This is a genomic window from Lysinibacillus sp. UBA6686, assembly GCF_002455205.1.
In the GTDB taxonomy this organism is placed as follows: domain Bacteria; phylum Bacillota; class Bacilli; order Bacillales_A; family Planococcaceae; genus Lysinibacillus; species Lysinibacillus pakistanensis.
In genome coordinates this window covers 73,904-98,000 of sequence record NZ_DKJS01000046.1, presented here as the reverse complement: position 1 = coordinate 98,000, position 24,097 = coordinate 73,904, and the positions used below count along the sequence as shown (strand labels likewise).

The window sequence follows — 24,097 nt, the reverse complement described above, 5'->3', positions numbered from 1 at the left end:
TAGTGGAAATAGTTTTGATATTACTGGAGAATGAATTATCTGATTTTTCTAAATACGAAGGATCGAAATAGAATTATATTTATCATTATTTAATAGAATATAAAAAATGATGGGAGGTTTTCTATGAAAAAAACAATAATATTATTTGCATTACTGTTAGCGACGATGGTTGTTTTGATTGCATGCAACAATTCAGAGGAAAAGGAAGCAGCCATAGAGAAGGCTGTAGGATCACTTGTTATTACTGGGGATACGGTGACTGAGCAAGGCGGATGTGTACTAGCCAGCCGATTTTCGCCGGGAGATAAAATTATTTTCCGGAACAATGTATTAGATGGATTAACAAATGAGCAAGTAAAGGATGCAAAGGTGCAAGTACACCTATCTACAGGAGAAACACTTGATATGAAATATGGTAAGCATGGTGACGATAATTTTTGGGTAGTAGCCTATCCTGTAACAAAAGATACTCCAACTGGTACACTTGATTATTCAGTTACAGCAGAATATAAAGAGCAAAAAGGAGAATTTAAGCCTTTTAATGTTGCTCCCTCTTTATTAACGATTGTGTCTGAAGACGTTGCACAGGTACCAAAAGAAGAGCCAGTTTCCGCTGAGGCAGATGCATCTGCTGTCGAAATAAATCAAAACGTTGCTATAATTGCTAAAAATTTTGAGTTCAATGGTCCAAATGGAGAAAAAGCTTTCTATGTAAAAGCAGGAGAGGAAGTAATACTTTCACTAAAATCTGAGGAAGGTATGCATGGTATTACTGTTGAGGGATTAAATGTTAATTTAGAGAAGGATGGCACTGTGAAATTTATACCTGAAAAAGCTGGAGAATTTAATATGATGTGTAGTGTTTTTTGTGGTGCAGGTCACAGTGATATGACAGCAAAACTAGTCGTTGTTCAATAAGGGGGTTTTTATGAAGCACATATTAAAAATGCCTTTGCTCTTCATGCTTGTATTATTAACTAGTTTAACCTTAATAGCTTGTTCAAATAAAGGGGAGCAAGCCCATAATGAACAGCAAAATTCATTACCTATAGTAGATGCCAAAAAACAAGAAACAGCTCAGAAAAAATTACTAAACAATATTTCCTTATCAAAAGTCCGAGGGTTTGTCCGAGATGAAATTACATTTAATGTCGATCAGTTAAAGGCAGATCAACCAGTTGAATTAGTATGGAATACTGTCGAGGGAGAATATCTTATTGAGGATTTGTATACAGTTGTTGGTCCAAAGTTTACGGAAAAAGAAATAATTTTACAGCAAGGTACCGCGGATTCAGCAGGAAAATGGTCTGGCAAGTTTAATGTACCTGAAGGTTTTGGCGGGGATTTTACATTATGGGTCAAACAGGAAGGGGAAAAAGTCGGCCAAATTGGTTATACCGTTGATCCATCGTTTGTCATGGAGCCGAAATCCGGTCCTGTAGGTACAGAAATTAAGATTAAAATGGAAGGCCTTGGTTGGAGCACATATATGCGCAATTGGCAATTAACCTATGATAATAAATATACAGGGCTCATTACAGGAATTTCAACAAATGGCACAGCAGAGGCGAAAATTCGTGCTGCTGGCTCTGTAGGTGATCATGCCATTCGTCTTCGTACAGGATACTTAGGAATGCAATATATAAATTATTTACAGTCACCATATCCAGACAAACCAGCACCAGATTTCATATTTACAATTACTGATGGGGTTGCACCATCTATTGCTAATCATATTGAAGAAGCACCAGTGGCTGCATCAGGCGGTGTTGACATGCCAAAATTGCAGCAGGATGAGGGTGTTAAGGTGAAGCTAACTAAAAATGAAGGGATAGTAGGCGAACCTGTAACACTGACATCCTCTGGTTTACCTAAGGACACCGAAATAAAGCTTATTTGGAATACAATGAAAGGAAGCAGAGTAAGCGGTAAAGGCTTTGGGGAGGAAACAGCATTACTAGAAAAAGTTAAAACGGATGAAAACGGGCAATTAAAATATGATTTTACAGTCCCTGATGATTTAGGAGGCATACCCCATCGCCTCGATTTAGTGGCAGAAGATCAAGTTTATGGGCAAGCCTATTTACGAGTTTTACCTTCTATCGTTGAATTCTCTCCAAAATCAGGTCCTGTTGGTACAAAAATTTCCATTACTATAAAGGGCGGTGGCTGGACTGAGTTTGATAATGCCTATTATTTAACGTATGACAATGCATATACAGGTTATTTATGTGCCTTTAATAGCCAAGGAAATTTAACTTTTGATGTCATTGCAACAGGCGATATTGGATATCATTTAATTGATTTATATCCTGGTATTTATAAGCAGCAGGAAAAGGAGACCGATATGACCTTGATTCCACAATTAACCTATTCCACAGATCATCCTGGTTCTGCAATGCCCGCTATTCGATTAGCTTTTGAAATCACAAAATAGTAATTCATTGCTTTAAAGCGCTAATTATTTCTTGGAAAACGTAAAAAATAACAGGAAGATAGTTGACAAATATTTCTATAGTGTGATAATCTTCAAGAACACTATAACAAATCAAGTAAAGGAGGGCATGACAATGTATAATTTAACAGTATCATTTCAAAACACATTTGCATACATTGTCCATGCCTAACTTTTTTCTATTGCAGTAAAAGGCATGGTTTACACTTTGCCTTTTATAAGAGACACATGCTCTTTTTGGGAGATGTGTCTTTTTTGTTGTGTAAAAAGTTGTAGTGATAACACAAAAAGGAGTGTAGATAGTATGCGAAGTACAGATCAAAACGTGATTTTCAACAAGGAATTTCTGGATAGTGGGTAGCTATGCTTTAACAGCACGAGGGAAAGAAGGTTATAATGTATGTTTGATGTTTTAAGTAAGCTAGGCTGGTTTTTTAAGCAATACTGGAAGCAATATACTGTGGCAATCGTGTTCTTAATAATAGCCAGTGCTTTAGAGGTAGTACCTCCGTATTTACTGGGGTCCATTATTGACATATTGACTGCTGGGGAAATGTCACCAGCTATTTTATCAAAGTATATTTTGATTTTTGTGGGAATCATTATAGGTGGTTATGCCCTGAATTTTGTGTGGCAATTCCGACTATTTGAAGGGGCTATTAATCTAGAAAAAATATTACGTCGGAATCTTATGCAGCATTTTTTACGTATGANNGTATGACACCAACGTTCTATGAAAAAAATCGCACTGGGGATTTAATGGCACGTGCAACGAATGATTTAAACGCCGTATCATTAACTGCTGGGTTTGGGATTATGACCCTGATTGATTCAACGATTTATATGGGATGTATTATTTTTGCCATGGGCTATATGATTTCTTGGAAGCTCACATTTTTTGCCATGCTCCCTGTTCCTATCATGGCAATTCTAATTCAATATCTAGGGAAAATTGTGCATGAGCGTTATATGAAGGCGCAAGATACATTTGGAGAGCTGAATGATAGCGTGCTAGAGTCGGTTGCAGGTGTACGAGTTGTACGTGCATATGTGCAAGAAAAAAAGGATGAGGCAAATTTTGCTGAGATGAGTGAAATTGTCTATGAAAAAAATATGCATACAGCAAAAATTAACGCTTTATTTGGACCGATTACAAAAGTCGGTACTGGCATTAGTTATGTTGTAGCACTTGGCTACGGAGCCCATTTGGTTGCCACTGAGGCGATGACAGTAGGGCAACTTGTGACATTCAATGTTTACTTGGGGTTAGCGGTTTGGCCAATATTTGCCATCGGTGAGCTTATAAATGTGATGCAGCAAGGAAATGCTTCTCTTGATCGTGTACAGGAAACGCTTAACTACGAGGCTGATGTTCAAAATATTGCGAATCCACAAATGATTGCGACACCTAATGGAATTGGCTTTGATGATTTAACATTCCAATATCCTTTGAGTCAGGTGAAAAACCTTCAACGAATCTCATTGTCGCTGAAAAAAGGGCAGACACTTGGCATTGTTGGGAAAACTGGAGCTGGTAAAACAACGTTCCTGCGACAATTATTACGTGAGTATCCAATTGGTGAGGGACAGCTATCAATAGATGGAGTAGATATTACTGCACAAACGAAAGAGCAATTACTCGATTGGATTGGTTATGTACCGCAGGATCATGTGCTGTTCTCACGCACAATTCGGGAAAATATTTTATTTGGAAAAGAAGATGCAACACAGGCTGAATTGCAGCAGGCGATTCACGCTGCATACTTTGAAAAGGATTTAGAAAATTTACCTATGGGTCTTGAAACACTTGTGGGTGAGAAGGGCGTTTCCCTTTCAGGTGGTCAAAAGCAACGTGTGTCCATTGCACGTGCCTTGATTAAGGATCCTGAAATTTTGATGTTGGATGATTCATTATCTGCTGTAGATGCTAAAACAGAGGCAAAAATTATTGAAAATATTCAACGGGAACGTCAAGATAAAACGACAATTATTACCACACATCGATTATCAGGCATACAGCATGCAGATATAATCATCGTGCTAGATGAAGGTCAAATAATTGAACAGGGCACACATGAGCAGCTTCTTGCACTACAAGGATGGTATAAAGAGCAATTCGACCGTCAGCAGCTAGAAGGAGGTGCCTCATGAGTACGAGTCAACGTTTAACACGCTACGCCATGTATTTTAAAAAACCAATTTTCCTTGGCTTATTTTTCTTAACAATTGCCGTATTTACCGAGCTTGTTGGGCCATTTATTGCCAAGCATATCATTGATAATTATATGACAATCGGTCACATTGAAATAAAACCAATTACATGGCTGTTACTAGTTTATTTAATTTTAGCAATTGCTACTGCGGTATTACGCTATTTTATGTATATTTATTTGCAAGTTGGTGCTAACCGCGTAGTACAAAAATTGCGTAAGGATGTATTTGAGCATATTCAAACACTCCCAATACAATATTTCGATAATTTACCAGCAGGAAAAATTGTAGCCCGTGTTACGAATGATACGGAGGCAGTTCGAAATTTATATGTACAGGTACTATCCAATTTTGCAACGAGTTTCATTTCAATTATTGGTGTTTACATTGCACTTTTCATTTTAAACTGGAAAATGGCTATGTTAGCCTTACTCATGATTCCAGTAGTTTATTTATGGATGATTTTATATCGTAAATTTGCTTCTAAGTATAATGATGTCATTCGTACCAAAATTGCAGATATCAACGCTATGATCAATGAATCCATTCAAGGAATGACGATTATTCAGGCATTTCGTCGAGAGCAGCAAATGACAAAGGAATTTGATGATATGAATAATGAGCATTATGCGTATGAACGCAAGCTGCTTGTTCTTGATTCGGCGACTTCCTTTAACCTTGTTAATACATTAAGATTGATCATGTTTACAGTCTTTATTTTCTACTTTGGTACACAATCCTTTACGGCAACGCAAGTGATATCCGCAGGAACCCTGTATGCCTTTGTGGATTACTTAACAAAATTATTCAATCCTATCACAAATATTGTCAATCAGTTTTCTCAGCTGGAACGTTCACTTGTTGCAGGAAAACGTGTATTCGAGGTGCTGGATATTAGTGGTGAGCCTGTCTCTGTAAAAAGCATACCAAGATATGAAGGTAATGTGGTTTTCGAAGATGTTTCCTTTGCCTATAAAAATGAGGAATATGTATTGAAAAACCTTTCCTTTGAAGCTCATCAAGGCGAAACAATTGCCTTAGTAGGTCATACTGGATCTGGGAAAAGCTCTATTATGAACTTATTATTCCGCTTCTATGATCCATCTAAAGGAAAAATTACTATCGATGGTATAGATATTACTTCGGTGCCACGACAAACAATGCGTGAGCATATGGGTATTGTTTTACAGGACCCTTATTTATTTACGGGAACGATTGCTGCGAACGTTAGCTTAAATAACCCTAAAATCTCACGTGAAAAAATAGAAGCTTCATTGAAGGCTGTTGGTGGGGAACGTGTTTTAGCAAATCTACCAAATGGCTATGATGAGCCGGTGATTGAAAAGGGGAGTACGTTGTCATCTGGACAGCGGCAGCTTATATCCTTTGCCCGAGCACTAGCCTTTGACCCTGCTATTTTAATATTAGATGAGGCTACTTCAAATATTGATACAGAAACAGAGGAAATTATTCAGCATGCGATGGATGTGCTGAAAAAAGGGCGTACAACATTTATCATTGCGCATAGACTTTCTACTATTAAAAATGCGGACCGTATCCTTGTACTAGATCGAGGTAAGATTGTAGAGCGAGGTACACATGATGAACTATTAGCACAGGGCGGTATTTACGAAAAAATGTATCAGATGCAGGCAAATTCATTACATCAATAATTAGGTTTGATAGATGGAAGCCCCACTTTTAAGTGGGGCTTTTTTTAAGATGTGCTTTTTAAATAATTGTGGGGCACAATCCAAAATCCGGACGCAATTACGCCAAGTTGAAATTGATTCTTGTCGAAGAAAAAAGGTGACATGGTATTCTTTGTTAAATAATAAAGGTGTTTCATTGTAAAAGGCTAATTTTTTCCGTAGAATAAAGTGATAAAAGTTGAAAATTACCAATTGGAGGAACTATGAAAAAGAAATTTATAATTTGTACAATGATCTTTCTGCTGTGCTGCTTTCCAATCACTTCTATGGACAATGTGGAAGTAAGTGAACAAACAATGACAACAAAAGTGAATAGTATTATCTCAAAAAACTGGAAGAATAATGAGTACAGTATTACCGTACGAGATATGGAGACAGGTAATATCCTTTACAACAAAAACGGTGATAAAATGATACGTCCTGCTTCAACACATAAGCTTTTAGTGAGTGCTGCTGCATTGGATTTGCTTGGATCAGATTATCGTTTTGAGACAAAGGTCTATGTAGATGGACCAATAGAAGAGGGTGTTCTTCATGGCAATATTTATTTACAGGGCGGAGGAGATCCAACGCTTTTACCAGTCCATTTAGAATCATTTGCTAACGGACTAAAAAAAATAGGGATTTCAAAAATCACAGGCTCCTTAATTGCCGATGATACATGGTTTGATAAAGATCGTTTAGCAAAAGGCATTGTTCCTCAGGATGAGGCACTATCCTATGCATCACGTATTTCAGCATTAACGATTTCACCAAATGATCAATATGATATTGCTACTGTGCAAGTAAAAGTGACTGGCTCAAAGATTGGGACTATGGCAAATGTTCAGCTTGCCCCATTTGCTAGTACAATTCCAATTGTAAATAAGACTAGAATCGTTAAAAAGGGTGAAAAAAATACCGTAGCCATTACACGAGAATATGGTACAGACCGTATTGTTGTTAAAGGAAATTTACCAGCTGGTACAGAGAAAAGTACATATGTGACTGTTTATGATCCAACTTTGTATACACTTGATGTATTTCGGGAAAAATTACTAGCAAAGGGAATCCAAACAATGCCTCTGGAGGTTGGCGAGGTACCCGACAATGCAATGAGAGTAGGAATTTCCTATTCAAAGCCATTAAAGGATATTAATTTTCGATTTTTAAAACTAAGTATTAATGGTATGGGGGAAATGCTCACAAAGCAACTTGGACGAGAACTACTTGGAGAAGGAAGCTGGTCAGCAGGCATTCAAGCAATTCGTACATATGGTAATGATAATGGGCTAAATATGGAGCAGTGGTATTTTGAAGATGGTTCAGGTCTAAATCATCAAAATCGTGTAAGCAGTATGCAAGAAAGTCTACTGTTGTATAAAATTCGAAGTAAGTTTTGGTATTACTCCTACTTAGATGCATTGCCTCAGGCAGGAAGAAAAGGCAAGCTTGTTGGGGCGACATTAGAAAATCGCTTGCAGGGATATAGTGTATCTGCTAAAACTGGGTATATTTCTGGTGCTCATGCCTTAAGTGGCTATGTCAAAGGAAAAAGTGGTAAGTGGTACATTTTTAGTATTTTAACACAGGTCAATAAAACGTCAGCTATCCCTACCATCGATGACATTGTCAAGCAGATTGCAAATGAATTATAAAGCTTTGCGATAAGGAGTTCTTTGTGTAATCATAAAGCCGATTCTGGACGCAATTAGGCCAAGGCAAAATCGATTGGACTGTGATCAATTGCCAAAAATTATCGATACAGTTATAGAAAAATACGGTAAACTAGATGTGCTAGTTAATAACGCCATGCGCAATACAAGTTACAATAGAAGATACGACACAGGCTGATCTTGATTTATCATTTGGGATAGGATTTTTTATTTAATGCAAAACAGTATGACCCTATTTAAAAGATACAAAAGGAAAAGTTATTAACTTTGTATCTGGTGCTGGCCTACAAGAATATGAAACACAGTCGGCTTATACGGCTGCGAAAGAGGCAATCAGAGGTCTGTCTTGCGTTGCAGCAAATGAACGGGGACATTTTGATATGAATGTAATTAGTATTAGTCCACTTGCATTCACCAGAGTTACAAGCATAGGCAAAAGCACAACCCAAGTATTATGGAGCTGTTAGAAGTAAAATCCCGCTAGGTTGCTTCGGTGATGTTGAATAAGATATTGGTCGTGTGCTGTTTTTTTAGCTTCCGATAATGCGCAATAGATCACTGGTCAAACCATTATGGAGCGGGGGGAGTAATGCTTCACTAATTGCTCGGGGCTTTGAGGAGGATTTTTTTGAAACAAACAAATATTTTTAAACTCATCCATATGATTGAGCAAATGAACAATGCTAATATTATTCGTTTTACAAAATCATTTCCCTATCCATTAGGGATTTCACCAATTCTAGTTTTAAATGAGCTTCAGACAAAAGGACCTCAGAAACAAGCAGAATTAGCAGAAACGATTGGCTATACAAAAGGAGCAATGACGAATATTGCTGAAAAATTAGTCAAGCTCGGTTTGGCAGAACGACTATATGATCCATCAGATCGTCGTACAATTCGCTTACAAATTACAACAGAAGGTGAAAAAGCGTTATTAAAAGCCCAATCCATTGGACAAGAAGTTTTTATACAGCTTTTTGAAGTATTGAATGAGGAAGAGATTGCACAATATTTACTGATTCAAGAAAAATTAGTGCAAGGAATACAAGACAAAAATATATAGATAGAGGAGTCGCTTCATTATGAGGTGGCTTTCTTTATTGTAAAATATATACATAATTTAGCTCGCAGGATTGAAAATTATGTAGATACATTTTATAATTAAATTGCGGTTCTAATATAGAGACATTCGAGGTGAAAAATGGCATTAAAAACATTAGATAATTCATTAGAAGTGTTAAAATATTTTAGCAAAGAGAATCCAACATGGGGAGTGCGTGAATTAGCAAAAGAAATGAATATAAGCCATTCTATCATTTACAGGATTTTAGCTACCTTTGAAAATCATGGCTTTTTAAACCAGAACCCTGAGACCAAAAAATATGAATTAGGACTACGTTTTTTAGAATACGGGCAGATGGTAAAAGAAAAATTGAATCTTTCTGATTTTGTTTTACCAATCATGAAAAAACTTTCTGAGGAAATAAAAGAATCCGTTTTTTTAACATGGCTTGACGGAGCAGATGGTGTTACGGTTGAAATTGCAGAAAGCTCGCAAACAATTAAGTTCTCTGTTTCAATGGGGACTCGTACACCGTTATACATAGGTGCTTCTTGTAAGACCATTATGGCTTACCTTCCAGAAGAGAAGCAGATGGACATTATGAATAGTGGCATGAAAAAGTTAACAACTGAGACAATTACAGACCCTGAGGAACTGTTAATTGATTTAGAAAAGATTCGAACACAGGGCTGGTGCTTTACTACAGGAGAGTATGCTCATTCAGTATTTGGTCTCGGCGTACCACTATTTAATAATAAAGGTGAGATTATTGCTTCATTAACCATTGCTGGCCCTAATTACCGTAAACCAGTAGAGGAAAAGCTACCTGATATGGTCAAAGTGCTCCAATATGCAGCAATGAGTATCCAACGATATTTCGATCAATTTAGCTTTAAATTATATCATGAGTAAACCACAAAAGGCTCAGATGTTTTCTCTATGCTGAGCCCTTGTTTTTGTTATTTATCGTAATTCTTTTATCCATGAAATGGTATCATCAATTTCCTTGAACGTATTAAAATAATGTGGCGAGAAACGAGCCATCTTATTGATGTTGTTACGTTCCATAATTGTATTTGCCATAAAGGTGCCTGCCTCAATAATAACGCCATGCTGTGCTAAATAATTGGTCACATCATCTGGTGAAATACCTTCAATATTAAAAGGGGTAATTGATAAACGGTTTGCTACTTGCTGGGGCCCATATATGATCATACCTTCTATAGATTGAAGCTGCTCTAGCAAATAAGTAGTTAGTCGCCTTACTTGCTGATGAATGGCATGAATCCCAATATCATTAGCATAATCGATAGCTGCACCCAGTCCTAAAATACTAGGGATAACGGGGCATCCAGGTTCAAAGCGTTTGGCTGTTGCTACAAAAGAATAGTCATCGTTGCGATAGTCCCAATTGGTGCTTCCCCAACCAATCATAATCGGTGTTAGTGCTTGGATAAGCTCTTCACGAACATAAAGAATACCTGAGCCTTCTGGACCTCGCAGCCACTTTCGTCCACTGGTAAGTAAAAAATCACAGTCAAGATCTTTGACATCGATAGGAATCAAGCCCACTGTTTGGTTAGCATTGATTAATGTTAAAATATTCTTTTCCTTGGCTAGCTGACATATTTCCTTTGCCGGCTGAAGAGCACCTGAAGCATTAGACATATGTGCAAATGCAATCATTTTTGTTTTAGGTGTTATGAATTTTTTTAGTTTTTCTAGATCCACCATATAGTTTAAGTTTGTTTTAAAAACCTTGAAATGAACTCCTTGTTGCTTAAGTGCAAGCCAAGGCACATAGTTACTTAGCATCTCTGTATCCAAAACAATGACTTCATCGCCTTTTTCCCATTGCAGACCACCTGAAACAAAATTAATAGCCATCGAACCGTTTGGGACAAAGGCAATTTCTTCTTTTTTTGCGCCAATAAATACTGCTGATTTTTCACGAACGATTTCAATATTTTCATAAGTTTCCTGACGAAATGAGGGCAAATAGGGACCAATGCTAGCTTGTTTCTGTATATAGCTTGTCATGGCATCTACTACTGGTTGCGGCATTGCAGAAGCTGCAGCTGTATTAAGATAGATATATTTGTCCAGCAGTGGCATATCCTTTTGAATCTTTTTTATATCAATTGTCATGTCTATCCCAGCCTTATAAATTAATTAATTCTTTGGTAAACGTCATTAAATTTTCATAGCCATCTTCTGTGACAATTAAGTTATCCTCGATACGGACACCGCCCACATCCTTTACGTATATCCCCGGTTCAATGGTAAAAGCCATGCCAGTTTTTAAAACGACATTATTATGCTGCATTAAATAAGGTTCCTCATGAGCACTTAGTCCGACTCCATGACCTAGTCGATGTGTAAAAAACTTTCCATAGCCAGCATTTTGAATAATAGCTCTTGCAGTATTATCAATTTCATGAGCGGTTTTTCCGGGTTTAATCGTCTCTATGGCAGCTTCATTGGCTTGCTTAACGATACTATAGATTTTTTCTAACGTTGGTGAAATTTCTCCTACTGCCACTGTTCTTGTTATATCTGCCACATAGCCTTTATAAATCGAGCCAAAATCTAAAACAATTAATTCACCAGCTTCAATTGTTTTCGTAGAGGCTCTACCATGTGGAAGTGCACCTCTATAGCCAGAGGCAACAATTGTCCCAAATGGTGTTCCTTCAGATCCGCGACGTCTCATTTCATACTCTAATTGCGCAGCCACCTCCATTTCTGAAATCCCAGCTTTAATCATTGGTAATGTTGCTTTGAGACTTTCCTCTACAATGTTCACAGCTTGTCTCATTAATTGAATTTCGTTGCTATCTTTATTTATACGAAGTTCTCGAATCACTTCGCCTATATCATATAAATGCTCATATGTAAGTCCTTCAATTGTTCTTTGCTCTTTCACGTGCATGGAATCGAACTCTACCCCTACAATACCCAATAAGCCTATTTGTTGCTTTAATTGCGTAAGTGCATGAAAAGGTCCTTCTTCATCTGAATAAGAGAAAGTAGCATTACTGTTTTGGGCATCCATTTTATTTAACTCTACTTGCGGCATTAAAAAATATAGTTTTTCGTCTTTCGTGATAATTGCTAAAGCTATACGTTCACTTTGTTTTAAATGTAGGCCTGTAAAATAGTACATATTGGGTCCTGGAACCAATACAGCCATGTCGATAGAGCTTTTCTTCATAAGGGAGACTAATTTTTCTCTTCTTTTTGTATACATTGAAAATACCTCCTAAATGTTAGTAAAATCACCCAATGTTGTTTCTTTTATAGAGACAATGTTTCTATTAAATTTAAAAATAGTATATATCAACAATAATGAATTTTCAATTAATCAGAAAATTATTTCTCAACTAGGTACTATTTCTTAGATGGTGATATGGTTTACATAGCTTTTTAAATCAGGCAGTAGGTATTTAACTCTTTAAAAGATTGGGTAGATAACTACCAATTAAGGGGTAGATTGGCGTATAATTAGCAAATACTAGTGTACGTCTTTTTTTCGTCCAATATGCATATAAATAGACTATATTAACTTTTTTCCAACTTAAGACGTCAAAAAGAGGGGTAAATTTTTTTAGCAAGAAAGGACTTATGTATGGAAAAAAATATGAAGCGCTCTAAAGAGAAAAAGAGCAAGAAGAAAATATGGCTTTGGATATTAGGCAGCCTAGCAGCAATTTTTTTAATTTTTTTAGGTACTGCTTATTACGCCATTCAGAAAACGATGAATAAAATAAATACACCCTTAATTGAAGCAACAGGCAATGATGGGATAGAGCAAAAAACAGTAACAAAAAAGGAACCATTCTCTGTATTACTGCTTGGAGTGGATGAGCGTAAAGATGATAGTGGACGTTCAGATACAATGATTGTTGTAACGGTTAATCCTGAAAAACAAACAATGAAAATGCTTAGTATACCACGAGATACACGGACGGAGATTATAGGTCATGATTCTGTTGACAAAATTAATCATGCCTATGCATTTGGGGGAGTTCCCATGGCAGTCGATACGGTAGAGCATTTTTTAGATATTCCAATTGATTATTATGTGTTTATTAATATGGAGGGCTTCCTTCAAATCATTGATACGATTGGTGGCGTTACCATCGAAAATGACATGGATTTAACCTATAATTCCTATCATTTTCCAAAGGGAGATGTCACTTTAACAGGTGATGAGGCACTCATTTTTTCTCGCATTCGATATGAAGATCCTCGTGGTGATTTTGGTCGACAAATTCGTCAACGGCAAATTATTGAGGCAGTTATGAAAAAGGCTTCTTCTACATCATCTATACTAAAGGCTACAGATATGCTGGAAGTTGTCGGTGATAATGTCCGTATGAATTTCACCATGAAAGATTTAATTCAATTACAAAGTATTTATAAAAAAATGGATCGCAATATTGATCAGCTGTCATTTGAAGAGGGAGATGGCACAAAAATTAATCATATATGGTATTATATCCCAAATGATGCGGAGCTTCAAAAAATTCAAGCAGAGTTAAAAGGGCATTTAAAATAAACAGGAAGGAGGTTGATAGGTTATTTTTTGAGTAATGTAGCTGTAAAAATTTATGATCGTGAAGGGGAGGAAGATGAATGAATGGGAGGACCCAGGTGCTTAGGTATACAGCTCTTAATAATTGCATGCAAAGCTATGTACCTAAACGTAAGGCTCAAAAACATCCAATCAGATCTTCTATACAGCAGTTACAACTATTGTGCTTAAAAATCTTTATGTAAACATAAAAAATCATTCAGGTAGGGTGCATGCCTAGTTGAATGATTTTTTTCTTTTTTATCTTCGTTCAGCAGAAGACTCCATCTCTACAGGTAGTGGTATGAATGCGGTTTTGGTTCCTTTTCGGTGGGTGTCCAAACACCTACTGAAATAGCGGAACTCAGTCTAAGAACGCCAAGTCCTGTGGCAATTTATCTGTAGCGAAAGCAAAGCGGCAGCTACACGGTTTTATCTGTGCGAAAGCGAAGCGGCAGCTACAATTACGCAAGGCGAAATGATTTGAAATATCAGAAAATTTAGTGTATACTTTTATTTAGAAATGGTTAAGGGAGTGATTGTGATGATCATAGGCACAATTTTATTAGCAGTTGCATTACCTGTTGGTATTTTTTTAGCAGTAGACTTATTCAATGAACAACACCACTCTGCTACGCAAAGTAACCATTGATAATTAAAACAACTATGAATGAATCTAGGCAAAGTAAAAAAGGCTTTGTCTATTTTTTGTGGCTATGAAACAATTTATGTGAATCATTCGTCAATACACTTTAGAAAATGTTATACTATAAGAAAACAGTATCGGGGAATGAGTATGCAAGAGGAAAAAACAAATTTAAAAAAAGAAATACTATCCTATCTTAAAATTATTGTGATTACAGCTATTGTTGTATTAGGCTGTAAGCAATTTTTATTCGCACCGATTAAAGTGCAGGGTGCTTCGATGTACCCCACTTATCATGATAAGGATATCATTATTGTTAGTAAAACGAGTAAAATTGAACGCTTTGATCAAATTGTTTTTCAATCACCAACAGAGGACGAGTTATATATCAAACGGGTAATTGGTTTGCCTGGTGACACAGTTGAAATGAAGGATGATGTTCTCTATGTTAATGGTGAGGCCTATAAAGAGGATTATGTAAATCGTCAAACGGATGATCCGAATCAATTACGCATTACAGAAAATTTCTCCTTAGAGCAACTGGTCAATGAAAAAAAGGTGCCTGAGGGAATGTATTTTGTTCTTGGTGACAATCGCCTAAAAAGTTACGATAGCCGTCATTATGGTTTAATTTCTAAAGATGCCATTTATGGTGAAGCTAAGGTCACACTCTATCCGTTTAATCAATTCCATATTGGTTCAAAAAAATAAAGAATCCTAAATAATAAATATGGAAAACTGAAAAGGCAGAAATATTGTTTTCAATCAATATTTCTGCCTTTTGCAATTTATTTTTTTGTCTTTTTAGTTATTTGATAGAGCCGTACATTCTTTATAAGTGGGATAATAGACACAAACCGTTGAATTTTCTACAGTTTCTTTGAGGGGAATTGGCTGTTTTCCTAGTTTAGAGGAAATGTTTGCTGGTTCATCGATTGCAAGCTCTTCTATTACTAGTTCAACGCCATAAAATAACACTAAGAAATAGCATACTAAACCTACTATACGCAAACAATCACCTCGCAATATTCTTTCTAGTATTATGTATGGTCAAATTTGAAAAAATATAAGTTAAATCTAAAATCTTTCTTCTGTAAATGCCATTTTTTATTGTAAGTTGCTAGCTACATGTATAGATAAAATTCTATTTATAACCATTTTTGTATAGTGAATGTAAAGTGGGATTCTAAAAAACTGTTGTCATGTAAAATTCAATATGCTAATATAGCTAGGGTAAATATTTGATCTGTATAACCTCAATAATATGGATTGAGGGTCTCTACCAGGAACCATAAAATCCTGACTACAAAAATTGTGCTTCATTTTTGTAGTCAGGATTTTTTTGTTTTGTTCACCTAGAATCCTACAAAAATGTTATCTAATGGAAGGGTGATTACGATGAATTGGAGAGTTTACATTCTTGCTGCTACTACCTTTGCAGTAGGATTAGTGGAGTTAATTGTTGGTGGTATATTACCAAAAATGGCAGAGGATTTAAATGTGTCCTTAGCAACGGCAGGTCAATTAATTACCATTTTTGCGCTTGTCTATGCAATTTCAGCGCCTGTCCTTTTATCATTAACAGCAAAAGTGGAAAGGAAGCGTTTATATCTTATTTCTTTATTAATCTTCACTATTGGGAATATCATGACATTTTTTAGTACAACATTCCTGACAGTGATGGTTGCTAGAATTTTCACAGCGATGAGCACAGCGTTAGTGATTGTCTTATCCTTAACGATTACAACAAAGATTGTCGAACCAAGACATCGTGCGAAAGCATTGGGGCTTGTTTTTGTTGGTGTTAGTTCCGCACTTGTTATTGGTGTACCAATGGGAATTTTTGTGACAGAGGCATTTGGCTGGCGAGCTGTGTTCTTAGGAATTGCTCTTCTTTCAATGCTATCCATGATTCTTATTGCGTTGCTGCTTGAAAAAATGCCAGTGGTCGAAGTAGTCCCATTAAAGGCTCAAATTAAATCATTGGCTAATTTAAAAATCTTTAGTGCTCAACTAACTACACTTTTTATGCTGGCAGGTCATTATATGCTCTATGCATACCTCACACCGTTTTTAGTAGAAGCTTTTCATATGAATGCCTCATGGATTAGTATTTGTTATCTAATCTTCGGAATCGCATCTGTCAGTGGGAATGCACTTGGTGGCTGGTTGAGTGATAAAATTGGTACTGGGAAAGCGATTATCATGGTTGTCTCAGCATTTGCGGTTGTATTATTTAGTATTCCTTATACAATTATTGCCTTACCACTGTTTCTAATTGTCACGGTTCTATGGGGGGCACTTAGCTGGGCACTTACTCCTCCGCTACAAAACTATTTAATACAAATTGATCCGAAAACATCTGATATTCAACAAAGCTTAAATACAGCCGCCTTACAGATTGGAATATCTTTAGGTTCTGCTGTTGGAGGAGCAATGTTTGCTGTAACAGGGTCTGTTATGCATTTATCTAGCTTTGGTGCAATTTTAGTTTTATGTGCATTAGGCTGCGCTATTTTCTCTTTAAAAAGAGCACCAGTTTCTCAAGAGCATGAGCTAGACATAACATCTGCTCAGCATCATTCATAGAAATTTTTAAATAGCTTGTTTTGGGGAAAATGACCAAAAAAGTCATTTGAAAAGAAGGACAATCATAGCTAGAGATAGAATGTAAGTGTAAGGGAGGTTGGTAAATATATGCAGATAGATTTAACAGAATTTAAAAATGTCAAAGTAGTTGCAACCATTGATCAGACGTTTTATCGAAATGTGGGTGCTATTGTTTTGTATGAAGAGGATTCACATACTTTATCTGTCCGCAAACTAAAAAGAATAATCGCCAATCAATATATACCAACAGACGAACTCGAAAACTTTATGTTTGATTCTCAAGCTGATGCCATAAAGTTTACCCATAAACTCACTAGAATGAGTGCACTTGATTATTTACTAGTGGCGAATAAAGAGAAGCAGTTAAAATAATGTCCTTAGGAGAATTAATGCATGTGATTGAGGCATTTGGAGTAGCCATATTCCAAATGCCTTTTTTGTATGGATACGATATTCTTGGCGAATATTCGTTGACTACTGCTCAAATTGTTATGGCGTATCGTTCAGCTATCAAACAAATAATTAATTTCTCTATTGATTATTATCATACTGGAATAGGACAAGGAATAGATTGTTGTAGTTAAAGTATTTTAGGGGCTCAAGGAGATAGAGATCCGGCTAATGTAATACTATTTTTCGATATTCGTTGAAAGAAAACTACTGATAAGAATCTAAACCTTATTAGTTTTAAGGAGAAACGCCATAAAACAAAGATTTTACCTATTAAAAGGGATAGAGCCACTAATAAACTTTTCTCCTGAGTAGCTAGTCAGTGTGAGGGAATTTAGCATAATAAGCTTTAAGAAGGTACGGCTCGTCTAATCATTTCAAATGGAGGGGGAATCGAATGTCAGAGTATCATCAACAGTCATCAGCTGAAGTTATGAAAACATTGAATGTAACAGATCAAGGATTGAGTGATTATGACGTTCAAAAGAGACAGGAAGTTTACGGCTATAATGTATTGGAGGAAGGGAAAAAGACAAGTACTATAGCCGTTTTTCTTGGTCAGTTTAAAGATTTATTAGTGATTATTTTAATCATTGCTGCATTCGTTTCTTTTTTATTAGGGGAAGTAGAAAGTACAATTGTTATCATGATTGTTGTTATTTTAAATTCAATTCTGGGCACTGTACAACATGTCAAGGCTGAACAATCTTTGGATAACTTAAAAGCATTAACCTCTCCAATTGCCAAAGTTATGCGCAATAATCAGCTAATAGAGATTTCTTCGGAAGATATAGTTGTTGGTGATCTTCTGTATTTGGAGGCTGGTGATTATATCAATGCAGATGGACGATTATTAGAAAGCCATAATTTGCATATCAATGAAAGCTCTTTAACAGGTGAATCCATTGCTGTGGCCAAACATATTGATCCAATCAGGAATAGCAATGTCACAGTGGCTGATAAAAAAAATATGGTGTACTCTGGAAGCTTTGTGACAAATGGGCGTGGCATTGTCATGGTTACAGCGATTGGCATGCAAACTGAAATCGGTAAAATTGCCAATCTATTAGATACGGCGAAAGAAAAGAAGACGCCTCTACAAATAAGTTTAGATCAATTTGGAGAAAAATTAGCTTTAGGTATTACATTAATTTGTTTAGCCATCTTTATAATTGACCTGTTTCGTGGACGAGCACTAGTAGAATCGTTTATGTTTGCTGTATCGCTTGCAGTTGCAGCAATTCCAGAGGCTTTAAGTTCAATTGTTACTATCGTATTGGCTTTTGGTACGCAAAAAATGGCTAAGGAAAATGCTATTATACGAAAGCTCTATGCCGTTGAAAGCTTGGGAAGTGTATCCGTTATTTGTTCGGATAAAACAGGCACATTAACTGAAAATAAAATGGTGGTTCAAGAGATCTATGTGGACCAAAAAGTGATTCCACATGATTGGTTACACACAACGAATACAGTTGAGAAAGATTTAATTATCAAGGGAGTACTATGTAATGATGCGGTGGAAAGAAATCGAAAGGAAATAGGTGACCCTACTGAAATTGCTCTTGTGAAATTGGGGAAGCAATATGGCTTTGATGAAGCCATTATTAGGGAACGTTATCCAAGAATAGCGGAAATTCCTTTTGATTCAGATAGAAAGCTGATGAGTACTGTAAATAGGATGGATCAGCAATCGATTATGATAACCAAAGGAGCAGTAGATGTTCTTTTACCTAAAGTCATAAAAATTCAAACCTCTGCAGGAATTCTTGATATGAAACCGCACCATCGTCAAAAAATTGAAGCAGCGAATCGTGATTTCTCTATGAATGGGCTAAGGGTACTAGCCATTGCCTATAAGGAGGTAAGGGATAGTCAAGCTATCAATGTCAGAGCTGAACGAGATTTAATCTTTGTGGGGCTTGTTGCTATGATGGACCCACCAAGAAAAGAATCTAAAGATGCTGTTGAAAATTGTATAAAGGCTGGTATAAAACCAGTAATGATTACTGGGGATCATAAAATAACAGCGACTGCTATCGCCACGCAAATTGGCATTTTAAAAGATCCTTCAGAGGCGATTGAGGGGCATGAAATTGCAAATTTAACAGATCAACAACTACAGGAAAAGGTGAAAGATTTTTCAGTTTATGCACGTGTTACACCAGAGCAAAAAATTCGCATTGTAAAAGCATGGCAAGATTCAGGGAAGGTCGTTGCCATGACTGGAGATGGCGTTAATGATGGTCCTGCCCTAAAGCAAGCCGATATTGGTGTGGCGATGGGCATTGCAGGCACAGAAGTAGCTAAAGATGCCTCCTCAATGATTTTAACCGATGATAATTTTTCAACGATTGTCAAGGCTATTGCAAATGGCAGAAGTATTTATACGAATATTAAAAACGCTATTTTGTTCTTATTATCGGGAAATGCGGGTGCCATTTTTGTTGTGTTATATGCCACTATTTTAGGCTTACCAGTGCCCTTTGCACCTGTGCATCTCTTGTTTATTAACTTGTTGACGGATAGCTTACCCGCTATTGCAATTGGTCTAGAGCCAAATAACAAAAAAACAATGAAGGACAAGCCTCGGGATATCCATCAACCGTTATTAAATAAAGTATTTACCACGCAGGTGGTGCTTGAAGGGATATTAATTGCCATCTCGACCATTATTGCCTTTGAAATTGGATTATCAACGGGCGATACTTTAACTGCGAGCACGATGGCATTTACCACATTATGTTTATCACGCTTAGTTCATGGTTTTAACTCTAGATCAAAAGAATCCATTTTTACCATTGGTGTATTTTCTAATAAATATACTTGGGTGGCATTTTTAATTGGCTTTTTAAGCTTACACGCCGTATTATTTATGCCAATGCTTACAGGCGTTTTTGAGGTTGCTACATTAAGTTTGGCACAATTAGGTTTTATTTATAGTCTGTCTGTTCTACCATTCCTTGTTAATCAGTGGTACAAGCTATTTTTTGTGAGAACTAGATAATAGGTGATAAAGAAAATGATCAAGGAATTCAAAAGGAGGGTGATTTTTGTTCGAGGCCAATCACTTTGCTGCTACCGCTTCGCTTTCGTGCAAAAACATCTGTTGCTCCAAGCGGTTCATCGGACGCCCTCAGAAAAGCACTCAGTCAGAGCAGGGATCGATTTGGTCATGCCTTGACTTGTGGACATAATAGTTTTTAACAACATGACAAGCTCTCGTTTTTTTGAAACGAGAGCTTGTTTTATCTATTTGCCGCTGGAGCTAGTAACCAACCTTTGTTCTTACTTAACTGTATGAGCTTAGCACCTAATATAGCATATCTCATATGAAGCTCCCTATATTTTGACACGTCCTTCTTTTTTACAGCTTTTTCAAAGGATTGGCTAACTGAAATAACTGAGGAAGCAATATTCATCGATAGAATGGCACTGATTTCAGTATCATTGATGGCCGTTTTCCCTCGTATATCTCCCATTTTTAATTTTTTATATTCAATAGATGCAGAAGGAGCGAGCACACCGTTGTCCTTTAATAAAGCTTGTAATTGCTTATTTTCCTCTTTTAAACATTGAATAAATTCTACGATAATCACCTTCAGATTTTTATCGACAACATGTTTAAAAAATGCATGATTAGACGCTATATAGCTATTATTAACGCCAAGCTGTGTCCAAATCTGAAAAATTTCCTTAAAACGTAATGACTCTAAATTATTATTTACTAATTCCATAATTACACTTCCTAATCCTCATCGCATTTGTTTAAAATTAGGATGTGTTTTAAATTATAATTTTAATCACTTATTTACATTTATAGGTTATTTTTCTTTTTGTTTTTATAGCTATTAATAGTTGTTTTCAATGCGGCAAAGTTTCCAATTGCTGCATACCCATAAAAAAAGCCCATAAATACGCCTGCAAGAAGACTATGTCGATGGCTTATAAAGATAGAAATAATCAAGCCGATAGCAAGGGCAATTGCTGGAACATATTTAGGCTGAACATGCATAAATACCTTAATTAGCTGTGTTATAAGTAAAACGGCTGGAACTGCTATCACAGCATCCCAAAAATTTGTATGGATCAGTGGAAATAATTCCATTCTCTACACCTCATTTAGTAAAAACAAAGCGGCTTTTATATAATAGGATTTCCTTTTTATTTATTTTTATGCGATAGAATGTGTAAAGTTGGTATCCTTGAGTGCCCCTACTTTATAGCTTAGTAATAGGAGCCATATGGATACATATATGGGCTACGGTGCGGGCATGAATACGGATTTGTATACTGTGGATATTGATACTTGTGTTTATGCTGATGAGAATCTTTTGGTTTATCAGAAGCTGATTTTACACGATTACAATCTTTGGCTGGTCCAATATATGTTGATGGTACAACCGGTGCTATAGCTTTTTTCCACCGATTTTCATCTAAGCAATAAGTGTGAGCCATAATATTAGAAGGTGTAAATCTTAATATATCTGAGCCTAAAATAACCTCAGGGGTTGGGGCATCAAAAATAGCTAGTAAATGCGTGTCATCCTCAGTAGCTACCTCATAATGCCACCAGCCCTGTGGTACATTTGCCACTTGACCTGGTTCTATAGGATAGTTTTGAAGCTTCTTGGTAAAAGGATTCAGTAGAGATACGATAGCTGCACCAGCAATACAATATACAAGCTCTCCTGCATTTTGATGATAATGTGGTTCAATCACATTGTCTTTACTTAGAAAAATATCAAGCAAGGACACATTTTCCAATGTATTTAATTGTTCTACTCCAAGAACATTTATATAATTTCGATTATCTTTTTTAAATAGCGTACTTTTATTGACATCAAAAGTGAACTGTGTGGACGGTGACGTATAATCAATTGTTGAGCTAATAATGACATCCCTTCTAAATCAAAATGAAATACTCATCATAAGCATATGTACAAAGTTATTTTAGGCTTAAACAAAAGCCTATGTTTAGTTTCCACGTTAAAAGATTAAATTAGCTAAAATTACCACTTCTAATTAAGAACATACGTGCGTATAATAAAAAACACAAACGTTCGTTCTGTATTGGAGAACAGCTCTGTTGTTTTTGAGGAGGAAAGTAAAGGTGAAAGAACAATTAATAAAGGTAATGTAGCGTCAACAAATAGTATATATCCCAATCTAATCTTATTGGCATATAGTGGTAAAATATTTAAATTACGAGAGGTAATGGGAGGGAGTTACGATGAGAGAACAACTGATTAAAGCTATGCAGCGCAAACAATTAGTGAGCATGATGTATGTGGCAAAAGATGGTTCCATAACAAAAAGGCGTGTAAAAGTCATTAAAATTGTTGGTGATTCATTTCAAGCATTTTGTTTTACAAGACATGCAAAACGTACTTTTTTGATCAGCAATGTTCTAGCCGTTATTCCTTTTGTTGGTAAGGGGTGTGAAGTTGTATGAATTATGAGAGTATGCCCAACAGACCTATTATGTGTATCGATATGAAATGCTTTTACGCCAGCATCGTAGCGATGTTACATGGGCTAGATGTTTTAAAGACTCCAGTTGCAGTAGTAGCCAATTTTGACCAACCAGGTAGCGTAGTGCTTGCTGCATCCCCCTTAATGAAAGAAAAATTTAGTATCAAAACTGGTAGTCGTCGTTATGAAATACCTAAACATCCTGACATTAGATTGTTTGAGCCTAAAATGAGTTTCTTTATTCAAATGTCGATGACGATTACAAAATTGATCTCTAATTACGTTCCAGTTGATGCTATACATGTGTATAGTGTAGACGAAAGTTTTGTTGATTTAACCGGCACTGAAAAGCTTTGGGGTTCACCTGAAGAAACGGCTAAGGAAATACAAAGGGCAATTTTTGACCAATTTAATATACCTAGTGCAGTAGGTATGGGACCAAATATGTTAATAGCCAAACTAGCTTTAGACCTTGAAGCAAAGAAAACAGGCTTTGCCAAATGGACTTATGAGGATATTCCAAAGAAATTATGGCCTGTACGACCTCTATCCGAAATGTGGGGCATAGGAAAACGAATGGAAGCCAATCTAAATGCTATGGGGATACAAACAGTCGGTGGTTTGGCTAATACAGATCTAAAAGAATTAGAAAAGCGCTTTGGTGTAATGGGCAATCAACTCTATCACCATGCATGGGGAATAGATCTATCCAAATTAGGGGAGCCGTTAATAACAAACGGAGCTTTAAGTTTTGGGAAGGGTCAAATGCTGATGAGGGATTATCACACACGAAAAGAAATCTCGGTAGTGCTCCTTGAAATGTGTGAGGACGTAATGAAGCGAACGCGGGACGCAGGTTATGTTGGCCGTACAATTAGTATGGGTCTTTCTTATAGTCGAAATGCTATGACCAAAGGATTCCATCGATCTAAAACGATTGCCGTACCAACAAGCGAAACACTTGTGATGTATAAAACTTGTATTGAATTACTGGATAAACATTTTGCAGGTGAACCAGCTCGGCAGTTATCTGTCCGAATATCCAACCTGGAAAGAGAGCATAGTATCCAATTAGATTTATTCGATGATCGTAAGCCACAGCGTCAAATAATTGGCCCTACAATGGATGCAATACGCAACAGGTTTGGAGCTACCTCCATATTAAGAGCCGTTTCTTTCACAAAAGCTGGTACAGCTATTAATCGAGATCGCTTAGTTGGTGGTCATTTGGCATAGGAGTGATTTAT

22 protein-coding genes, 1 pseudogene and 1 riboswitch are annotated in these 24,097 nt (G+C 36.5%); of the genes and pseudogenes, 17 read left to right on the top strand and 6 right to left on the bottom strand.

What is annotated here, in order from left to right; translation table 11 throughout:
* Window positions 1-123: 123 nt before the first annotated feature.
* The 8 genes and pseudogenes from B2R82_RS12585 to B2R82_RS12550 all read left to right on the top strand — a co-directional run bounded on the left by B2R82_RS12585 (window position 124) and on the right by B2R82_RS12550 (window position 10,008).
* On the top strand, window positions 124-918 hold the full coding sequence (locus B2R82_RS12585; RefSeq protein ID WP_286925186.1) for a hypothetical protein: 795 nt from the start codon (window positions 124-126) through the stop codon (window positions 916-918).
* 10 nt (window positions 919-928) lie between these two features.
* Window positions 929-2,437 carry a hypothetical protein gene (locus tag B2R82_RS12580; RefSeq protein ID WP_286925185.1) on the top strand — a complete coding sequence of 503 codons (1,509 nt, stop codon included), beginning with the start codon at window positions 929-931 and terminating at the stop codon, window positions 2,435-2,437.
* 418 nt (window positions 2,438-2,855) lie between these two features.
* Window positions 2,856-4,606 (top strand): annotated as a pseudogene (locus B2R82_RS12575) (ABC transporter ATP-binding protein).
* Window positions 4,603-6,339 (top strand): ABC transporter ATP-binding protein, encoded by a 1,737-nt coding sequence (locus B2R82_RS12570; protein ID WP_286925184.1) that lies wholly within the window; start codon window positions 4,603-4,605, stop codon window positions 6,337-6,339. The pseudogene B2R82_RS12575 and the gene B2R82_RS12570 overlap by 4 nt, the downstream one beginning before the upstream one ends.
* A gap of 242 nt (window positions 6,340-6,581) precedes the next feature.
* Window positions 6,582-8,015, top strand: a complete 1,434-nt coding sequence (gene dacB / locus B2R82_RS12565) for a D-alanyl-D-alanine carboxypeptidase/D-alanyl-D-alanine endopeptidase (RefSeq protein ID WP_286925183.1) — start codon at window positions 6,582-6,584, stop codon at window positions 8,013-8,015.
* 278 nt (window positions 8,016-8,293) lie between these two features.
* Window positions 8,294-8,500, top strand: a complete 207-nt coding sequence (locus tag B2R82_RS12560; protein WP_286925239.1) for an SDR family NAD(P)-dependent oxidoreductase — start codon at window positions 8,294-8,296, stop codon at window positions 8,498-8,500.
* A 161-nt stretch (window positions 8,501-8,661) separates the two neighbouring features.
* Window positions 8,662-9,096 carry a MarR family winged helix-turn-helix transcriptional regulator gene (locus B2R82_RS12555; RefSeq protein WP_286925182.1) on the top strand — a complete coding sequence of 145 codons (435 nt, stop codon included), beginning with the start codon at window positions 8,662-8,664 and terminating at the stop codon, window positions 9,094-9,096.
* 138 nt (window positions 9,097-9,234) lie between these two features.
* On the top strand, window positions 9,235-10,008 hold the full coding sequence (locus B2R82_RS12550; protein WP_286925181.1) for an IclR family transcriptional regulator: 774 nt from the start codon (window positions 9,235-9,237) through the stop codon (window positions 10,006-10,008).
* Between the two features lie 51 nt (window positions 10,009-10,059).
* On the opposite strand, the gene B2R82_RS12545 is transcribed toward B2R82_RS12550, so the two are convergent.
* Complete coding sequence (locus B2R82_RS12545) at window positions 10,060-11,244, bottom strand: aminotransferase class V-fold PLP-dependent enzyme (RefSeq protein WP_286925180.1); 1,185 nt, start codon at window positions 11,242-11,244, stop codon at window positions 10,060-10,062.
* A 13-nt stretch (window positions 11,245-11,257) separates the two neighbouring features.
* Window positions 11,258-12,346, bottom strand: coding sequence for a M24 family metallopeptidase (locus tag B2R82_RS12540; protein ID WP_286925179.1), 1,089 nt, complete (start codon window positions 12,344-12,346; stop codon window positions 11,258-11,260).
* 378 nt (window positions 12,347-12,724) lie between these two features.
* On the opposite strand from B2R82_RS12540, the gene B2R82_RS12535 reads away from it, so the two are divergent.
* The 3 genes from B2R82_RS12535 (at window position 12,725) to lepB (ending at window position 15,029) form a co-directional block, all read left to right on the top strand.
* The gene (locus B2R82_RS12535) at window positions 12,725-13,657 is read left to right on the top strand and encodes an LCP family protein (protein WP_286925178.1); all 933 of its coding nucleotides are present in this window, start codon (window positions 12,725-12,727) and stop codon (window positions 13,655-13,657) included.
* 559 nt (window positions 13,658-14,216) lie between these two features.
* Window positions 14,217-14,324, top strand: a complete 108-nt coding sequence (locus B2R82_RS12530) for a transcriptional regulator (protein ID WP_283868289.1) — start codon at window positions 14,217-14,219, stop codon at window positions 14,322-14,324.
* 144 nt (window positions 14,325-14,468) lie between these two features.
* Complete coding sequence (gene lepB / locus B2R82_RS12525; protein WP_286925238.1) at window positions 14,469-15,029, top strand: signal peptidase I; 561 nt, start codon at window positions 14,469-14,471, stop codon at window positions 15,027-15,029.
* 93 nt (window positions 15,030-15,122) lie between these two features.
* Here the strand turns inward: lepB and B2R82_RS12520 are convergent, their stop codons facing one another.
* On the bottom strand, window positions 15,123-15,329 hold the full coding sequence (locus B2R82_RS12520) for a hypothetical protein (RefSeq protein ID WP_286925177.1): 207 nt from the start codon (window positions 15,327-15,329) through the stop codon (window positions 15,123-15,125).
* Between the two features lie 215 nt (window positions 15,330-15,544).
* A riboswitch (purine riboswitch) is annotated at window positions 15,545-15,644 on the top strand.
* A 72-nt stretch (window positions 15,645-15,716) separates the two neighbouring features.
* On the opposite strand from B2R82_RS12520, the gene B2R82_RS12515 reads away from it, so the two are divergent.
* The 4 genes from B2R82_RS12515 (at window position 15,717) to B2R82_RS12500 (ending at window position 20,382) form a co-directional block, all read left to right on the top strand.
* A complete protein-coding gene (locus B2R82_RS12515; RefSeq protein WP_286925176.1) occupies window positions 15,717-16,907 on the top strand; it encodes an MFS transporter in 1,191 nt (396 codons plus the stop codon).
* A 108-nt stretch (window positions 16,908-17,015) separates the two neighbouring features.
* The gene (locus B2R82_RS12510; RefSeq protein ID WP_286925175.1) at window positions 17,016-17,300 is read left to right on the top strand and encodes a hypothetical protein; all 285 of its coding nucleotides are present in this window, start codon (window positions 17,016-17,018) and stop codon (window positions 17,298-17,300) included.
* A gap of 17 nt (window positions 17,301-17,317) precedes the next feature.
* The gene (locus B2R82_RS12505; protein ID WP_286925174.1) at window positions 17,318-17,512 is read left to right on the top strand and encodes a hypothetical protein; all 195 of its coding nucleotides are present in this window, start codon (window positions 17,318-17,320) and stop codon (window positions 17,510-17,512) included.
* Window positions 17,513-17,775: 263 nt separating this feature from the next.
* Window positions 17,776-20,382 carry a cation-translocating P-type ATPase gene (locus tag B2R82_RS12500; protein ID WP_286925173.1) on the top strand — a complete coding sequence of 869 codons (2,607 nt, stop codon included), beginning with the start codon at window positions 17,776-17,778 and terminating at the stop codon, window positions 20,380-20,382.
* A gap of 241 nt (window positions 20,383-20,623) precedes the next feature.
* Here the strand turns inward: B2R82_RS12500 and B2R82_RS12495 are convergent, their stop codons facing one another.
* The 3 genes from B2R82_RS12495 to B2R82_RS12485 all read right to left on the bottom strand — a co-directional run bounded on the left by B2R82_RS12495 (window position 20,624) and on the right by B2R82_RS12485 (window position 22,268).
* Complete coding sequence (locus tag B2R82_RS12495) at window positions 20,624-21,112, bottom strand: DUF3231 family protein (protein WP_286925172.1); 489 nt, start codon at window positions 21,110-21,112, stop codon at window positions 20,624-20,626.
* A gap of 80 nt (window positions 21,113-21,192) precedes the next feature.
* Window positions 21,193-21,483 carry a hypothetical protein gene (locus tag B2R82_RS12490; RefSeq protein ID WP_286925171.1) on the bottom strand — a complete coding sequence of 97 codons (291 nt, stop codon included), beginning with the start codon at window positions 21,481-21,483 and terminating at the stop codon, window positions 21,193-21,195.
* A 119-nt stretch (window positions 21,484-21,602) separates the two neighbouring features.
* Window positions 21,603-22,268, bottom strand: coding sequence for a cupin domain-containing protein (locus B2R82_RS12485; RefSeq protein ID WP_286925237.1), 666 nt, complete (start codon window positions 22,266-22,268; stop codon window positions 21,603-21,605).
* A 340-nt stretch (window positions 22,269-22,608) separates the two neighbouring features.
* On the opposite strand from B2R82_RS12485, the gene B2R82_RS12480 reads away from it, so the two are divergent.
* Both B2R82_RS12480 and B2R82_RS12475 read left to right on the top strand, forming a co-directional pair.
* Complete coding sequence (locus tag B2R82_RS12480) at window positions 22,609-22,830, top strand: transcriptional regulator (protein WP_286925169.1); 222 nt, start codon at window positions 22,609-22,611, stop codon at window positions 22,828-22,830.
* A complete protein-coding gene (locus B2R82_RS12475) occupies window positions 22,827-24,086 on the top strand; it encodes a DNA polymerase thumb domain-containing protein (protein WP_286925168.1) in 1,260 nt (419 codons plus the stop codon). Before B2R82_RS12480 ends, B2R82_RS12475 begins: the two co-directional genes overlap by 4 nt.
* The last annotated feature ends 11 nt before the right edge of the window (window positions 24,087-24,097 follow it).

What these genes read in the sequence shown, in the direction of transcription:
- lepB (WP_286925238.1), top strand. Translation starts at nt 14,469, where the DNA reads ATGCAAGAGGAAAAAACAAATTTAAAAAAAGAAATACTATCCTATCTT.
- B2R82_RS12580 (WP_286925185.1), top strand. Translation starts at nt 929, where the DNA reads ATGAAGCACATATTAAAAATGCCTTTGCTCTTCATGCTTGTATTATTA.
- B2R82_RS12540 (WP_286925179.1), bottom strand. Translation starts at nt 12,346, where the DNA reads ATGTATACAAAAAGAAGAGAAAAATTAGTCTCCCTTATGAAGAAAAGC.
- B2R82_RS12570 (WP_286925184.1), top strand. Translation starts at nt 4,603, where the DNA reads ATGAGTACGAGTCAACGTTTAACACGCTACGCCATGTATTTTAAAAAA.
- B2R82_RS12535 (WP_286925178.1), top strand. Translation starts at nt 12,725, where the DNA reads ATGGAAAAAAATATGAAGCGCTCTAAAGAGAAAAAGAGCAAGAAGAAA.
- B2R82_RS12505 (WP_286925174.1), top strand. Translation starts at nt 17,318, where the DNA reads ATGCATGTGATTGAGGCATTTGGAGTAGCCATATTCCAAATGCCTTTT.
- dacB (WP_286925183.1), top strand. Translation starts at nt 6,582, where the DNA reads ATGAAAAAGAAATTTATAATTTGTACAATGATCTTTCTGCTGTGCTGC.
- B2R82_RS12545 (WP_286925180.1), bottom strand. Translation starts at nt 11,244, where the DNA reads ATGACAATTGATATAAAAAAGATTCAAAAGGATATGCCACTGCTGGAC.
- B2R82_RS12495 (WP_286925172.1), bottom strand. Translation starts at nt 21,112, where the DNA reads ATGGAATTAGTAAATAATAATTTAGAGTCATTACGTTTTAAGGAAATT.
- B2R82_RS12510 (WP_286925175.1), top strand. Translation starts at nt 17,016, where the DNA reads ATGCAGATAGATTTAACAGAATTTAAAAATGTCAAAGTAGTTGCAACC.
- B2R82_RS12500 (WP_286925173.1), top strand. Translation starts at nt 17,776, where the DNA reads ATGTCAGAGTATCATCAACAGTCATCAGCTGAAGTTATGAAAACATTG.
- B2R82_RS12585 (WP_286925186.1), top strand. Translation starts at nt 124, where the DNA reads ATGAAAAAAACAATAATATTATTTGCATTACTGTTAGCGACGATGGTT.
- B2R82_RS12550 (WP_286925181.1), top strand. Translation starts at nt 9,235, where the DNA reads ATGGCATTAAAAACATTAGATAATTCATTAGAAGTGTTAAAATATTTT.
- B2R82_RS12475 (WP_286925168.1), top strand. Translation starts at nt 22,827, where the DNA reads ATGAATTATGAGAGTATGCCCAACAGACCTATTATGTGTATCGATATG.
- B2R82_RS12515 (WP_286925176.1), top strand. Translation starts at nt 15,717, where the DNA reads ATGAATTGGAGAGTTTACATTCTTGCTGCTACTACCTTTGCAGTAGGA.
- B2R82_RS12490 (WP_286925171.1), bottom strand. Translation starts at nt 21,483, where the DNA reads ATGGAATTATTTCCACTGATCCATACAAATTTTTGGGATGCTGTGATA.
- B2R82_RS12480 (WP_286925169.1), top strand. Translation starts at nt 22,609, where the DNA reads ATGAGAGAACAACTGATTAAAGCTATGCAGCGCAAACAATTAGTGAGC.
- B2R82_RS12530 (WP_283868289.1), top strand. Translation starts at nt 14,217, where the DNA reads ATGATCATAGGCACAATTTTATTAGCAGTTGCATTACCTGTTGGTATT.